Source organism: Pseudomonas sp. GW823-FHT04A03 (genome assembly GCF_058796615.1).
This window is the reverse complement of record NZ_JBXAIV010000011.1, coordinates 17,995-31,995: the sequence shown is the minus strand read 5'-3', so window position 1 is coordinate 31,995 and position 14,001 is coordinate 17,995. Positions and strand designations below refer to the sequence as shown.

At 62.4% G+C, this 14,001-nt stretch carries 18 protein-coding genes; 11 read left to right on the top strand and 7 right to left on the bottom strand.

The window, feature by feature from the left end:
• Positions 1-11: 11 nt before the first annotated feature.
• The 3 genes from AC1Q9F_RS23045 to AC1Q9F_RS23035 are packed head-to-tail and all read right to left on the bottom strand — an operon-like array spanning position 12 to position 2,337.
• Positions 12-830 (bottom strand): segregation and condensation protein A, encoded by an 819-nt coding sequence (locus tag AC1Q9F_RS23045; RefSeq protein ID WP_007958362.1) that lies wholly within the window; start codon positions 828-830, stop codon positions 12-14.
• Positions 831-1,460, bottom strand: a complete 630-nt coding sequence (locus AC1Q9F_RS23040; RefSeq protein ID WP_045121866.1) for an L-threonylcarbamoyladenylate synthase — start codon at positions 1,458-1,460, stop codon at positions 831-833. It lies immediately after the preceding gene.
• 13 nt (positions 1,461-1,473) lie between these two features.
• Positions 1,474-2,337: a PHP domain-containing protein gene (locus AC1Q9F_RS23035; protein WP_085747145.1), complete on the bottom strand. Its 864-nt coding sequence runs from the start codon at positions 2,335-2,337 to the stop codon at positions 1,474-1,476.
• An 87-nt stretch (positions 2,338-2,424) separates the two neighbouring features.
• Between AC1Q9F_RS23035 and AC1Q9F_RS23030 the strand changes: the two genes are divergently transcribed.
• The 6 genes from AC1Q9F_RS23030 (at position 2,425) to AC1Q9F_RS23005 (ending at position 6,640) form a co-directional block, all read left to right on the top strand.
• Positions 2,425-3,021, top strand: coding sequence for a septation protein A (locus AC1Q9F_RS23030; protein ID WP_179692295.1), 597 nt, complete (start codon positions 2,425-2,427; stop codon positions 3,019-3,021).
• Position 3,022: 1 nt separating this feature from the next.
• Positions 3,023-3,322 (top strand): YciI family protein, encoded by a 300-nt coding sequence (locus AC1Q9F_RS23025; protein WP_064378589.1) that lies wholly within the window; start codon positions 3,023-3,025, stop codon positions 3,320-3,322.
• Positions 3,323-3,442: 120 nt separating this feature from the next.
• A complete protein-coding gene (locus tag AC1Q9F_RS23020; protein ID WP_007958369.1) occupies positions 3,443-3,853 on the top strand; it encodes an SH3 domain-containing protein in 411 nt (136 codons plus the stop codon).
• A gap of 7 nt (positions 3,854-3,860) precedes the next feature.
• Complete coding sequence (locus tag AC1Q9F_RS23015) at positions 3,861-4,538, top strand: response regulator transcription factor (protein ID WP_192563957.1); 678 nt, start codon at positions 3,861-3,863, stop codon at positions 4,536-4,538.
• A 136-nt stretch (positions 4,539-4,674) separates the two neighbouring features.
• Entirely contained in the window at positions 4,675-5,124 is a 450-nt protein-coding gene (locus tag AC1Q9F_RS23010) for a Spy/CpxP family protein refolding chaperone (protein ID WP_007958371.1), read from the top strand.
• A gap of 175 nt (positions 5,125-5,299) precedes the next feature.
• Positions 5,300-6,640 carry a sensor histidine kinase gene (locus AC1Q9F_RS23005; RefSeq protein ID WP_492621040.1) on the top strand — a complete coding sequence of 447 codons (1,341 nt, stop codon included), beginning with the start codon at positions 5,300-5,302 and terminating at the stop codon, positions 6,638-6,640.
• Positions 6,641-6,645: 5 nt separating this feature from the next.
• On the opposite strand, the gene AC1Q9F_RS23000 is transcribed toward AC1Q9F_RS23005, so the two are convergent.
• Positions 6,646-7,212 carry a nitroreductase family protein gene (locus AC1Q9F_RS23000; protein WP_492621041.1) on the bottom strand — a complete coding sequence of 189 codons (567 nt, stop codon included), beginning with the start codon at positions 7,210-7,212 and terminating at the stop codon, positions 6,646-6,648.
• Positions 7,213-7,333: 121 nt separating this feature from the next.
• On the opposite strand from AC1Q9F_RS23000, the gene AC1Q9F_RS22995 reads away from it, so the two are divergent.
• Positions 7,334-8,788 carry a TrkH family potassium uptake protein gene (locus AC1Q9F_RS22995; protein ID WP_085699555.1) on the top strand — a complete coding sequence of 485 codons (1,455 nt, stop codon included), beginning with the start codon at positions 7,334-7,336 and terminating at the stop codon, positions 8,786-8,788.
• On the opposite strand, the gene AC1Q9F_RS22990 is transcribed toward AC1Q9F_RS22995, so the two are convergent.
• Positions 8,745-9,806: an AraC family transcriptional regulator gene (locus AC1Q9F_RS22990; RefSeq protein WP_202949245.1), complete on the bottom strand. Its 1,062-nt coding sequence runs from the start codon at positions 9,804-9,806 to the stop codon at positions 8,745-8,747. The two genes, AC1Q9F_RS22995 and AC1Q9F_RS22990, sit on opposite strands and share 44 nt — an antisense overlap.
• Positions 9,807-9,973: 167 nt before the next feature.
• Between AC1Q9F_RS22990 and AC1Q9F_RS22985 the strand changes: the two genes are divergently transcribed.
• Both AC1Q9F_RS22985 and AC1Q9F_RS22980 read left to right on the top strand, forming a co-directional pair.
• A complete protein-coding gene (locus AC1Q9F_RS22985; protein ID WP_492621042.1) occupies positions 9,974-10,285 on the top strand; it encodes an Mpo1-like protein in 312 nt (103 codons plus the stop codon).
• A gap of 24 nt (positions 10,286-10,309) precedes the next feature.
• Positions 10,310-10,900, top strand: coding sequence for an HD domain-containing protein (locus tag AC1Q9F_RS22980; protein ID WP_207985384.1), 591 nt, complete (start codon positions 10,310-10,312; stop codon positions 10,898-10,900).
• Between the two features lie 117 nt (positions 10,901-11,017).
• Here AC1Q9F_RS22980 and AC1Q9F_RS22975 read toward each other — a convergent pair whose 3' ends face one another.
• Complete coding sequence (locus tag AC1Q9F_RS22975; RefSeq protein ID WP_207985383.1) at positions 11,018-11,833, bottom strand: UDP-2,3-diacylglucosamine diphosphatase; 816 nt, start codon at positions 11,831-11,833, stop codon at positions 11,018-11,020.
• 132 nt (positions 11,834-11,965) lie between these two features.
• Between AC1Q9F_RS22975 and AC1Q9F_RS22970 the strand changes: the two genes are divergently transcribed.
• The gene (locus AC1Q9F_RS22970; RefSeq protein ID WP_492621043.1) at positions 11,966-12,730 is read left to right on the top strand and encodes an AraC family transcriptional regulator; all 765 of its coding nucleotides are present in this window, start codon (positions 11,966-11,968) and stop codon (positions 12,728-12,730) included.
• Positions 12,731-12,802: 72 nt separating this feature from the next.
• The gene (locus AC1Q9F_RS22965) at positions 12,803-13,696 is read left to right on the top strand and encodes a DMT family transporter (RefSeq protein ID WP_492621044.1); all 894 of its coding nucleotides are present in this window, start codon (positions 12,803-12,805) and stop codon (positions 13,694-13,696) included.
• Here AC1Q9F_RS22965 and AC1Q9F_RS22960 read toward each other — a convergent pair.
• Positions 13,690-13,977, bottom strand: coding sequence for an Rdx family protein (locus AC1Q9F_RS22960; protein WP_011332993.1), 288 nt, complete (start codon positions 13,975-13,977; stop codon positions 13,690-13,692). The two genes, AC1Q9F_RS22965 and AC1Q9F_RS22960, sit on opposite strands and share 7 nt — an antisense overlap.
• Positions 13,978-14,001: the final 24 nt, after the last annotated feature.

Below are 14,001 nucleotides of genomic sequence, written 5' to 3'. Positions count from 1 at the left end.
ATCGGGACTCGTTATTCGGCTCGGGCTCGCACGTGGATCGCGGCGAACGGCTCATTCTGCACCAGCTCGATCAGGGATTCCTTGACCAGTTCAAGGATCGCCATGAAGGTCACCACCACCCCGAGCTTGCCCTCCTCGGCGGTGAACAGCTCGACGAACGGCACAAACCCGCCGCCCTTGAGCCGCTCCAGCACATCGCTCATGCGCTCGCGGGTGGACAGCGCCTCGCGGCTGACCTGATGGCTTTCGAACATGTCGCCCCGGCGCAGCACTTCGGCCATGGACATCAGGATTTCTTCCAGCGCCACGTCGGGCAAGAGTTTGCGCGCGCGGGCTTCCGGGGCGTCGAGCTTGGGCACGATCACGTCACGACCCACCCGGCTCAGGCCATCGATGCCTTCGGCGGCGGCCTTGAACCGTTCGTACTCCTGCAGGCGGCGGATCAATTCGGCGCGCGGGTCGTCTTCTTCGTCCTCGACGGTTTCGGCCCGGGGTAGCAGCATCCGCGACTTGATCTCGGCCAGCATCGCGGCCATCACCAGGTATTCGGCGGCCAGCTCCAGGCGCACCGACTGCATCAGCTCGACATAACCCATGTACTGACGGGTAATTTCCGCCACCGGGATGTCGAGGATGTTGATGTTCTGTTTGCGGATCAGATACAGCAGCAGGTCGAGCGGGCCTTCGAAGGCTTCGAGGAAGACTTCCAGCGCATCCGGCGGGATGTACAAGTCCAGCGGCATTTCCGTGACGGCCTGGCCATAGACCATGGCAAACGGCAGTTCCTGCTGGGCACCGGCCTGGGGATCAACGGTTTCCACTGCGGACATTCAGGCCTCGACCATGAATGGAGCCGGATCGCCGCAACCGACGCGGATCACTTCCGGATCGTCGCCCGTGAGGTCGATCACGGTGGAGGCCTTGATGCCGCCAAAACCGCCGTCGATGATCAGGTCGACTTGATGCTCGAGCAACTGGCGCATTTCATACGGATCGCTCAGCGGGTCTTCTTCGCCCGGCATGATCAGGGTCACGCTCATCAGCGGCTCGCCCAGTTCGGCCAGCAGCGCCAATGCGATGGGATGGCTCGGCACGCGAAGACCGATGGTGCGTTTCTTCGGATGCAGCAGCAGGCGCGGCACTTCGCGGGTGGCGTTGAGAATGAAGGTGTACGGCCCTGGCAAGTGGGCTTTCAGGATTCGAAAGGTCCCGGTGTCGATCTTGGCGTAATTGCCCAGCTGCGACAGGTCGCTGCAGATCAGCGCGAAGTTGTGCTTTTCGTCGAGCTGACGCAAGCGGCGAACGCGTTCGATGCCGTTCTTGTCGCCGATCTGGCAGCCGATTGCGTAGGAAGAGTCCGTGGGATAGACCACCACCCCGCCCTTGCGGATGATCTCGACCGCCTGTTTGATCAGGCGCGCTTGCGGGTTTTCCGGATGAATCTGGAAAAATTGACTCACATTCTCTACCTGTTCAGACGGCGGCAATAACTGTGTCATGTTTGAACCGACACCACAGGGGTGGAAGGTCCTCCGGCACCGGCCGGTACTGGCCGATCTCGGACCAGCCACCAGGGCCATGGAAATCACTGCCGGCGCTGACCAGCAGACCGAACTCACGGGCAAGGATTGCCAGGCTGCCCACCTGTTCCGCAGGCTGGTGACCGTTGACCACTTCAATCGCGTGCCCGCCCGCTTGAATATAGTCGGCAATCAGCTTTCGGCGCTTGCTGCGGGTGAAATCGTAGTGCCACGGATGCGCCAGGCTGACCCAGGCGCCGGCGGCGCGCAGCGTGCCGACGGTGTCCTCGAGGGTCGGCCAGTGCTGCTTGACGTCCCCCAGCTTGCCGGCGCCGAGCCATTTGCGAAACGCCTCGGCGCGATCCTTTACAAAACCTTCACGCACCATCCAGTCGGCGAAATGCGGACGGGCCGGCGCGTTGCCGCTGTCGCCCAGTTCCTGCTGGATCTGCCGCGCGCCGTCGAGCGCATTCGGCATGCCCTTGAGGGCGAGCTTGCGGCTTATTTCCTCAGACCGCAGCCAGCGGCCGTCGTGCAACTGCGCAATCGCCTCGACCAACGGTGCGGCGTTGACGTCGAAACCGTAGCCGAGCACATGAATGGTCGCCCCACCCCAGGTGCAGGACAACTCGACGCCGTTGACCAGTTGCATGCCCAGCGCCTCGGCGGCCGTGCGTGCTTCGGCGAGGCCTTCGAGGGTGTCGTGATCGGTCAGGGCCAGGACTCGCACGCCGTTCTCGAACGCACGCGCAACCAGTGCCGCAGGCGCCAGGGCGCCATCGGAGGCCGTGCTGTGGCAGTGCAAATCAACATTCACGGGGATGTGTAACCTCAAATCAGCTGGCGCTATCGCGCGCCCATATGTTTGTTATTATGCCGCCACATCCAGCTTCTGGCTCTCACTGTGAAACAATTCATCGATTTCATCCCGCTTCTGCTGTTCTTCATCGTCTACAAACTCGATCCACGCACCGTCGACGTTGCCGGCCATGAACTGACGGTAGGCGGCATTTACAGTGCAACCGCCGTGCTGATCATCAGCTCCCTGGTGGTGTACGGCGCGATCTTCATCAAGCAGCGCAAGCTGGAGAAGAGCCAGTGGCTGACGCTGGTCGCCTGCCTCGTGTTCGGCAGCCTGACCCTGGCCTTCCACAGCGAAACCTTCCTGAAATGGAAAGCCCCGGTGGTCAACTGGCTGTTCGCCCTGGCCTTCATCGGCAGCCACTTCATCGGTGATCGTCTGCTGATCAAGCGCATCATGGGTCACGCGCTGACGCTGCCGGACGCTGTCTGGACCCGACTGAACATCGCCTGGATCGGTTTCTTCCTGTTCTGCGGTGCCGCCAACCTGTTCGTCGCCTTCACCTTCCAGGACTACTGGGTGGACTTCAAGGTGTTCGGCAGCCTGGGCTTGACCGTGCTGTTCCTGGTCGCTCAAGGCATCTACCTGTCCCGTCACCTGCACGACGCCGATACCACAACGCCAAAAACCGAGGACTGACATGCTCTACGCCATCATTGCCACCGACGTCGCCAACTCCCTGGACGCCCGCCTCGCTGCGCGCCCGGCACACCTTGAACGCCTGCAAGTGCTCAAGGGCGAAGGCCGCATCGTGCTGGCCGGCCCGCACCCGGCGGTCGACAGCAATGACCCAGGCGCAGCAGGCTTCAGCGGCAGCCTGATCGTTGCCGAATTCGACTCCCTGAGCGCGGCGCAGGCCTGGGCCGATGCTGACCCGTACATCGCCGCCGGCGTCTACGCCAACGTGATCGTCAAGCCGTTCAAGCAAGTCCTGCCGTAACCTCCCCCGCCGATACTCCCACGCGATGAACCTTGTCGGTTCATCGCGTTCTCAATCGCTCATTATTCTCGTTTGCCGGCCGACAACCTGCCCAATATCCATTTGGAAACAGGAGTCGCGATGCGCAAGGGTCCGTTGTGTCTGATGTTGGTCACGTTGTCGATCGTGGCGCCCGCCCATGGTGAAGAAAGCACCGAAGGCGGCAGCTCCACGCCGCTGTCGTTGAGCGCCGGCAGTCAGATCACCGAGTTGCAGCAGCGCCTGAAGGCCAGCGAGCAGCAACGGGAAGAACTGAGCAAACAACTGCAAAGTGCCGACAACACCCGCGAAAGCGCCCAGCTCGCCCGGTTGCGCCAGGAGAACCAGCGTCTGAAGCTGCAACTCAAGGAAGCCCAGGCCAGCCCGCTGCCGCGCCTGCTGACCGAACAGCAGCAATGGTTCGTCACCGGGGCCGGGGTAGCGCTATTGGCGCTGCTCTGCGGTATCTTTGCCAGTGGAGCAAGCCGAAAACGTCGGCAATGGCTAAATTGAGTGAGTCATGAGCGAGCTGTTACTGATTGATGATGACGTGGAGCTGTGTGAGCTCCTGAGTAGCTGGCTGAGCCAGGAAGGCTTCCAGGTCCGGGCCTGCCACGATGGTCAGAGCGCCCGCAAGGCGCTGGCCGAAACCGCGCCGGCGGCCGTGGTGCTGGACGTGATGCTGCCCGACGGCAGCGGTCTGGAACTGCTCAAGCAACTGCGCAGCGATCACGCCGACCTGCCGGTGTTGATGCTCTCGGCCCGGGGCGAACCGCTGGACCGGATCCTCGGCCTGGAACTGGGCGCCGACGATTACTTGGCCAAGCCCTGCGATCCGCGCGAACTGACCGCCCGCCTGCGCGCCGTGCTGCGCCGCAGCCATCCGGCCGCCGTGTCGACCCAGCTCGAACTGGGGGACCTGAGCTTCAGCCCGGTGCGCGGCGTGGTCAGCATCGACGAAAAGGAATTCACCCTCACCGTCTCCGAAAGCCGCCTGCTCGAAGCCCTGCTCAAGCAACCGGGCGAGCCGCTGGACAAACAGGAACTGGCGCAGATCGCCCTCGGCCGCAAGCTGACCCTGTACGACCGCAGCCTCGATATGCACGTCAGCAACCTGCGCAAAAAGATCGGCCCGCACCCCGACGGCCGCCCGCGCATCGTCGCCCTGCGCAGCCGTGGCTACTACTACAGCCTCTGATCGTCTGTCAGTTTTGTCAGGTCGGCGCGAAAACGTGTTTACCCAAGCTTTACACAGCGCTGACCGCCGCTGACCTTGATCTCCGTAATCTGTACTCATCCGGAACGTACCGGGAACGAGACAAAGGAGATTCACCATGCGCAAGACTCTTATCGCTCTGATGTTTGCCGCTGCCCTGCCGACCGTCGCCATGGCCATGCCACAGGATGGCGGCCCGATGGGTGGCCCGCTGGACGGCCCGCGCCATGGCGGTCAGATGCACGGCATGCACGGCAAAGGCCCGTACAGCCAGCTGGACCTGTCCCGCGAACAGCGCGAGCAGATCCGCAAGATCATGGGCGAGCAGATGCACGAGCGTAAGCAGACGGTCGAAAAATACCTGGAGAAACTCTCGCCAGCCGACCAGAAAGCCATGAAGGACGAGATGGCGGCCAACCACAAGAAAGCCGAATCCGATGTCCGCGCCGTGTTGAAACCGGATCAACAGAAGAAGTTCGACGAGATCCAGAAGAAACAGGCCGAGCGTCGCGCCGAATGGGCCGAGTTCAAAGCCTGGAAAGCGCAACAGCCGCAAAAGGCGCAATAATGTTCTGACCCCAGGCCCGACGGCTTACCCCGTCGGACCTGCTTTCACCCGATCAAATGTGGGAGCGAGCTTGCTCGCGATAGCGGTGTATCAGACAAAACTTAGCTGTCTGACACTACGCTATCGCGAGCAAGCTCGCTCCCACAGGGTTTTGCGTTTGTTCTGAGGAATCATTGTGCGTTCATTGTTCTGGCGTATCCTCGCCAGCTTCTGGCTGGCCATCGCTCTGGTTGCAGGGCTTTCCATTCTGCTGGGGCACATGCTCAACCAGGACGCCTGGATCCTCAGCCGCCACCCGGGCCTCAACACCCTGGCCGCCGAATGGACGCAGACCTACGAAGCCCAGGGCGAAGACGCCGCACAGGACATCCTCGAACAGCGCAAACGCCAGTACCACATCGACGTGCAAGTGCTGAACGAAAGCGGCGACCCGGTGGTGCGCGGCACCTTCCCCCGGCGTGCGGCCGCCTTCGAGGCGCGGCAGAACAACGATGACCGTCGCCTGCCATGGCGCCGTCTGACCGACGAATTCACCAGCGACAAAAGCGGCGACACCTACCTCTTCATCTACCGCATCCCGCACCCGGAACTCGACGCCTGGCACCGCGAAAGCCTGCTCTGGCCATTGAGTGCGCTGGGCATTGCGTTGGTGGTGCTGACCCTGTTCAGCCTGCTGGTGACGTTCTCTATCACCCGCCCGCTCAGTCGCCTGCGCGGCGCGGTGCATGACCTCGGCCAGACCACCTATCAGCAGAACAGCCTGGCGCAACTGGCCAACCGTCGCGATGAATTCGGTGTGCTGGCCAACGACTTCAATCGCATGGGCGCCCGTCTGCAAAGCCTGATCGGCAGTCAGCGTCAGTTGCTGCGCGACGTGTCTCACGAATTGCGTTCTCCACTGGCCCGGCTGCGCATCGCGCTGGCACTGGCCGAACGGGCAAGCCCCGAAGAACGGGAAAAACTCTGGCCGCGCCTGACCCGCGAGTGCGATCGGCTGGAAGCGTTGATCAGTGAAATTCTGGTACTGGCGCGGGTCGATGCCGACAACGCCAGCGCCGAAGACGTGGATCTGAATGCCTTGCTCACCACCCTGCAAAAGGACGCGCAACTCGGTTCGCCAGAGCAGACCGTGCGTCTGGAGGCCGAGCCTGCGCTCAATCTGACAGGCTGGCCGACCATGATCGAACGCGCCGTGGACAACCTGCTGCGCAACGCCCAGCGCTTCAACCCGGTCGGACAGGCAATTGAAATGCAGGCGTCACGTCAGGGTGAGCGGATCGTGGTCAGCGTGCGTGACCATGGCCCGGGGGTGCAGGCCGAGCATCTGAGCCAGTTGGGCGAACCGTTTTATCGAGCGCCGGGGCAGACCGCTGCCGGGCATGGCCTGGGACTGGCGATAGCCCGGCGGGCAGCGGAGCGGCATGGCGGGACGCTGGTGCTGGCCAATCACCCGCAGGGCGGGTTTGTGGCCAGTCTTGAGTTACCGCTGGAGCCTGGGGCTGTTGTTCAGCCCTGATGGAGTCAGGCTTTACCCGGCCACGCGCTGACAAACTCCGTCAGATCTACTTTCTCCGCCACCCGCGGTTCTTTCTGCGGCGTGCCGAGGTACAGGAAGGCAATCACCTCTTCGTCATCCGTCAGGCCCAAACCCTTGGCGACATGTTTCGAGTACGCCAGATCACCCGTACGCCACACCGCACCAATCCCCTGCGCGTATGCCGCCAGCAGAATGCCGTGAGCCGCACAGCCCGCCGCCAGCAGTTGCTCGGCCTTCGGGTATTTGACGTGATCCTGCAATTTGGCGATGACCACAACCACCAGCGGCGCCCGCAGCGGGCCGTTGCGGGCCTTGTCGATCATCGCTTCGGTGACTTCGCCTTCCTGCATTTGTGCCGCTTGCGCCAGCAACTCGCCCATCTGCTCACGCGCCGCGCCTTCGACGGTCAGGAAGCGATACGGCTGCAAATGGCCGTGATCCGGTGCGCGGGTCGCGGCGGCAAACAGCACTTCGCGCTGTTCGGCGGTGGGGGCCGGATCGATCAGTCGTGGAACGGAAACACGGTTGAGCAAAGCGTCGAGAGCCTGCATCGGCCACCTCCTGAAAAAAATGTCCGGCTATTCTAGCTGCAAGTGATCCAGACGCGTCGGTTTACATGCCTTGCACCGCAGGTAGAATGGCGCCCTTCCCACATCAGCCCGAGCGGACTTCATGGCGTTGCCGACCTTACGGATCATTGGTTTCATCATCGGCATCTTCCTGATCACCCTGGCCATCGCCATGGTCGTGCCCATGGCCACCCTGGTGATTTTCGAGCGCACCGGCGATCTGCCGTCGTTCCTCTGGGCGAGCATGATCACCTTCGTCGCCGGCCTCGCGCTGGTGATTCCCGGTCGTCCGGAACACATTCACCTGCGCCCCCGCGACATGTACCTGCTGACCGTCAGCAGCTGGCTGGTAGTGTGCATTTTCGCTGCACTGCCGTTTCTGCTGACTCAGCACATCAGTTACACCGACTCGTTCTTCGAAAGCATGTCCGGCATCACCGCCACCGGCTCGACCGTGCTCAACCATCTGGACGACATGTCCCCCGGCATCCTGATGTGGCGCTCGCTGCTGCACTGGATCGGTGGTATCGGCTTCATCGGCATGGCGGTGGCGATCCTGCCGCTGCTGCGCATCGGTGGCATGCGGCTGTTCCAGACCGAATCCTCGGACCGCTCGGAAAAGGTCATGCCTCGCTCGCACATGGTGGCGCGGCTGATCGTGGCGGCGTACGTCGGCATCACGATTCTCGGCAGCCTGGCGTTCTGGTGGGCCGGGATGAGCCCGTTCGATGCGATCAACCACGCGATGTCGGCGATTTCCACCGGCGGGTTCTCTACCTCCGACCAATCCCTGGCCAAGTGGACGCAACCGGCGGTGCATTGGGTGGCGGTGGTGGTGATGATCCTCGGCAGCCTGCCGTTCACCCTGTACGTGGCGACACTGCGCGGCAACCGCCGGGCGCTGATCAAGGATCAACAGGTGCAGGGTTTGCTCGGAATGTTGCTGGTGACCTGGCTGGTGCTCGGCACCTGGTACTGGTGGACCACCAACCTGCATTGGCTGGACGCGCTGCGGCATGTGGCGCTGAACGTGACGTCGGTGGTCACTACCACGGGGTTTGCGTTGGGGGACTACAGCCTGTGGGGCAACTTCTCGCTGATGCTGTTCTTCTATCTGGGCTTCGTCGGTGGTTGTTCCGGCTCGACGGCGGGCGGGATCAAGATCTTCCGTTTCCAGGTCGCCTACATTCTGCTCAAGGCTAACCTTAACCAGTTGATTCACCCACGGGCGGTGATCAAGCAGAAGTACAACGGTCATCGACTCGACGAAGAGATCGTCCGTTCGATTCTGACGTTCTCGTTCTTCTTCGCCATCACCATCTGCGTGATCGCCCTGCTGCTGTCGCTGCTGGGCGTGGACTGGATGACGGCGTTGACCGGCGCCGCCAGCACCGTGTCCGGCGTCGGCCCCGGCCTGGGCGAGACCATCGGCCCGGCCGGCAACTTCGCCAGCCTGCCGGATGCGGCCAAGTGGATTCTGTCGTTCGGCATGCTGCTCGGCCGACTGGAGATCATTACGGTGTTTGTACTGTGTATTCCGGCGTTCTGGCGTCACTGATCGCGTTCGGCGCTTCCAGCAACCGCGCCCGGTAATCGCCGGGCGTGGTGTCGAACCAGCGGCGGAAGGCGCGGAAGAAATTGCTCGGGTCGGCAAACCCCAACAGGTAGGCAATCTCCAGCAAGGTCATGCTCGGCTGCGCCAGGTATTGCTCGGCGAGTTCGCGGCGGGTGTCATCCAGCAACTGCTGAAAACTGGTGCCCTCCTCCTGCAAGCGTCGTTGCAAGGTGCGCTGCGACAGATGCAGGGTCTGCGCCACCGTGTCGCGCTTGGGTTCGCCCTGCGGCAGCAAACGGCACAACACCTGACGCGCCTTGTGGGTCACGCGGCTTTCGGAAAACCGCGCCAGATATTCCCCGGCAAACCGGTCGTGCAGCAGCGCCATCGCCTCGTTGGCGGTGGGCAGTGGCGCTTCCATGTCGGCCCGTTCGAAGATCAGAGCGTCGTACGGCGCGTTGAACACCAGCGGTGCATGGAAGGCTTGTTTATAGGGTTCAAGATCATCCGGCTCGTCGCCCTGCACCAGCACTTTGCGCGGGTGCAGCGTGCGTCCGGTCAGCCAGCCGCACAGCGCGAGCGCGCAGGCCAGCGAAGCTTCGGCACTTTGCCGGGTCGGCGGCAGATGATCGCCATGCACCGTCAGGATCAGCGCATAACCTTCGTCGAGCAGGCGAAAGCTCAGGTCGGCACTTTCGGCGATGATTCGCTGATAACGCACCAGTCGCTGAAAACCTTCCGCCAGCGTATTGCTGGACATCAGCGCATAACCCGCGACATGGAACGAAGCCGGCCGCACCACCTTGCCCATGTTCAGGCCGATGGCGGGATTACCGGACAGCTCGACCGCCCGTTGCCAGAGTCGGGTCATGGAATCCTGTGGGAAGCGTGCGTCCGGATCCTCCAGCGCCGCGTAGTCGAGCCCCAGCTGTCTGAACAAAACCCGGCAATCCAGGCCGTCCATTTCCAGTGCTTTGACAATCCCCATCGCCCAGCTTGCAGAAGTCGTTCGTTCGCTCATGGCGTTTTTTCTTGGATGACATGATGAGCCGCATACTACGGCGGATTTCCCAAGGATAGTAAAGTGGCGCCGATTGTCACTGGCCGACGCCATTGATCACTCTAGACTCAAATAAGCTACCCGCCGAACAACTTGCAATCAGAACAATAACCACAGAGATCGCAGTCGTGGAAACCATCAAGCATTTCAACAGCTTCGCCGAGTTCTATCCGTATTACCTCAACGAGCACAGCAACAGCACCTGCCGTCGCCTGCATTTCATCGGCACGACGCTGGTGATCTTCATTCTCGCCCTGACCATCGCCAAGGGCGCCTGGCTGCTTTTGCTCGCATTGCCGCTGGCGGGCTACAGCTTTGCCTGGGTCGGCCATTTCTTTTTCGAGAAAAACCGCCCGGCCACCTTCCAGCATCCGTTCTACAGCCTGCTCGGCGACTTCGTCATGTACCGCGACATGATCCTGGGCCGCGTGCCGTTCTAGAAATTCCGACCAAGAGGACTGCCGATGAATGCCACTGCCCGTTTCACCCACATGAAGGACGGCACACAGGACGACTGGGCGATCATCGCGGCGGATTTCAGCGCCTACGCCCGTCAGTTGCCGGGCCGGATCATGGCCCACCTGAAACTGCTCGAAGGTGATTTCGGCGGTTTCCCGGTGGATCGCCTGACCCACTCGCTGCAAACCGCGACCCGCGCCTTTCGCGACGGGCGCGACGAAGAGTACGTGGTCTGCGCCCTGCTCCACGACATCGGCGACACCCTGGGTTCCTACAATCACCCGGACATCGCTGCCGCGATCCTCAAGCCGTTCGTCAGCGCCGAAAACCTGTGGATGGTGGAAAAGCACGGGATCTTCCAGGGCTACTACTTCTTCCATCACCTGGGCATGGATCGGCACCTGCGCGAGCAATTCAGCGACCACCCGCAGTTTCTGGCGACCGCGGAGTTCTGCGCCAAATACGACGCGGCGGCGTTCGACCCCGAATACGACACCCTGCCGCTGAGCTTCTTCGAGCCGATGATGGAAAGGCTGTTCGCCCAGCCGAAAAACTCGATCTACAAAGCGGCGATGGAAGAGCACACCCCCGCATAAAGGCAATCCCGACCCATTGTGGGAGCGAGCTTGCTCGCGAATGCGGAGTGTCAGTCAATACAGCTTTGTCTGATGTATTGCATTCGCGAGCAAGCTCGCTCCCACAGGGGCCGTCGCTCAGGCCAGTTCGGCAACCTTCGCCGCTTTCAATTCCGCTTCCCGCGCCTGCGCATCCGCCAGGCGATACAGCTCGATCGTGCCGTCCCAGTGCTCGATCAGCGCCGAGCATGACTCCACCCAGTCGCCACAGTTGAGGTAATCCACCTCGCCGACCTTGCGGATCTCGGCGTGGTGGATGTGCCCACAGACCACGCCGTGCAACTCGCGCTTCACGCATTCGTGGGCGATGGCTTCCTCGAAATCGCTGATAAAGCTGACCGCTGTCTTCACCTTGTGCTTGAGATAGGCCGACAGCGACCAGTAGCCGTAACCGTATTTCGCCCGCCAGTGATTGAGCCAGCGGTTGAGGGTCAGGGTGAACTCGTAGGCCGAATCGCCAAGGAACGCGAGCCAGCGGTGATAGCGGGTGATCACGTCGAACTGGTCGCCGTGAATCACCAGCAGATGCCGGCCATCGGCGGTGACGTGCACCGCTTCGTCGACCAACTGGATGTTGCCCAGAATCAGTTTTGAATAGCGGCGCAGGAATTCGTCATGGTTGCCGGTGACGTAGATCACCTCGGTGCCGCGCTTGCTCATGGTCAGCAAACGGCGGATCACGTTGGTGTGCGCCTGCGGCCAGTACATGCCACCGCGCAGTTTCCAGCCGTCGATGATGTCACCGACCAGGTAGATCTTGTCGGCGTGATAGCCCTTGAGAAATTGCGACAGATGCTCGGCCTGGCAATCCCGCGTGCCCAGGTGCACGTCGGAGATCCACAGGGTGCGAACCCGTTGTTTACGGCTGGGTCTGGCGAGCTCGGCGCTGGTCATGGGCAACCCTCTGCGATGTTTTCGCCACTCTGCGCGCGCCCGGTTAATCGACCATGACAGGTATGCGTCAGTCGTGTGACAAACGCGCCGCCCCTGCGCCGGTGTAGACTGGCGGCTCGCCCGGAGACCGCCATGCAACCGATCCTGACCCTGCGCCATTACAGCCACGACCTGATCGCCCACAGCCACGACCACGCGCAACTGGTGTTCGGCCTGTCCGGCGCGCTGGATTTCGAAGTCGAAGGGCGTGGCAGTCAGGTATTGCAGCAGAGCTTCGTGGTGATCCCCGCCGGCGCGCATCACGCGTGCGGCAGTCCCAAGGGCAGCCGCTGTCTGGTGCTGGATGTGCCCGACGAACAATGGCTGACGCGCTCGCTGGGCAATCACGCCGATGCCAGCCGCCGTCTGCTGGACAACGCCGCCCGGTTGTCACTGGATGCCGGGCAAGGTCAATTGGTCAACTGGCTGGCGAACAGTCCGGTGGATGATCCATTGATTGCGCAACAGGGCGCAGTGTTGTTGCTGGCGAGCCTGAACCACGTGCCACCCGCCGAGATCGTCGCGCGCCGCCTGCCCTACGCGGCACTCGATGCGCACATCGAGCAATACGCGGCCTATCCGCTGCAAGTCGCGGATCTGGCGCGCGTCGCCGGATTATCCAGCGCCCGGTTGCATGCGCGGTTCGTCGCCGAATGCGGGCAGACACCGATGGACTACATTCGCAGTCGCCGGCTGCACAAAGCCGTGGCGCTGTTGCGCAACACCACGCTGCCTGTCGGTGAAGTGGCCAGCCGCGTCGGCTACAACTCACAAAGCGCCTTCTCGGCCGCCGTCCTGCGTGAGTTCGGCACCTCTCCTACACAATTGCGACGCGAGGCTGACGACAAAAGTCGATAGCCTGCCGACAGACTTTTCCGTCGTGACACGCTTCAATGTGTGCCTGTAATGGTGTTTGGAAAAAGGACTGCAATGACTCCCCGTACCGCCCTCGGCGCCCTGCATATCGGCGCACTGATGTTCGGCCTGACCGGCGTCTTCGGCAAACTCGCGGCCGCAACGCCCGCGGTCATCGTGTTCGGACGCGCCGCGTTTGCCGTTCTGGCCCTGGCATTTTTCGCCCGTTTCGCCCAACAGGGCGGCTGGCAGAAACTGCAGGCCGTCGACTGGCGGCGACTGGCCCTGAGCGGCGTGCTGCTGGCCGGGCACTGGGTGAGTTTCTTCATTGCGGTCAAGGTCGCGGGCGTCGCCATTGCGACCCTGGGTTTCGCCAGTTTCCCGGCCTTCACGGTGATCCTCGAAGGGCTGATCTTCCGCGAACGCATCCGCGCCAATGAAATCATCCTGGTGGCGCTGGTCAGTATCGGGCTGGTGCTGGTGACGCCAGCGTTCGATCTGGCCAGCGGCGCGACCGCCGGCCTGCTCTGGGCGATCCTGTCCGGCCTGCTGTTTTCCCTGCTGTCCCTGACCAACCGCGCCAGCTCCGGGCGCATCCCGGCGGTGCAGGCGGCGCTGTATCAGAACGTGGTGGTGGCGTTGTGTCTGCTGCCGGTGGCGGCGCCGCAACTGAGCGAAGTGCGGGCCATCGACTGGTTGTGGATCGGTCTGCTCGGGGTGTTCTGCACCGGCGTCGCCCACAGCCTGTTCGTCGCCAGCCTAGCGGTCATCAAGGCGCGCACCGCCGCGGTGGTGTTCGCCATGGAGCCGGTGTACGGGATTACTGTGGCGTGGTTGCTGTTCGATGAAGATCCGACCCTGCGCATGTTGATCGGCGGCGCGCTGATCATCGTTGCGATCGTGGTGTCGAGCCGAATGTCAGGCGGCAACGACAAGAAAACCGTCGCGGCCGAAGCCGCCTCTCACTGAGTACGGTCGTTGTGGCCGAGGTCGCGGTCAGGGTCGATCTGGTCGCGCACCCGCTGCTTGAGCACCTTGGCTTCGGGGAAACCGCCGTCGGCCTTGCGTTCCCAGATCTGCACGTCGTTGCAGGTAATGTGAAATATCCCTCCGGTGCCCGGCACCAGTGACACTTTGCCGAGGTCGTCGCCGAAGGTGCTAAGCAGCTCTTGTGCCAGCCATGCGGCGCGCAACAGCCACTGGCATTGCGTGCAATAGGTGATGACGATTTCCGGTTTTGTGACGGTCATGATCGCTGAAACTCCTGAGCCAGA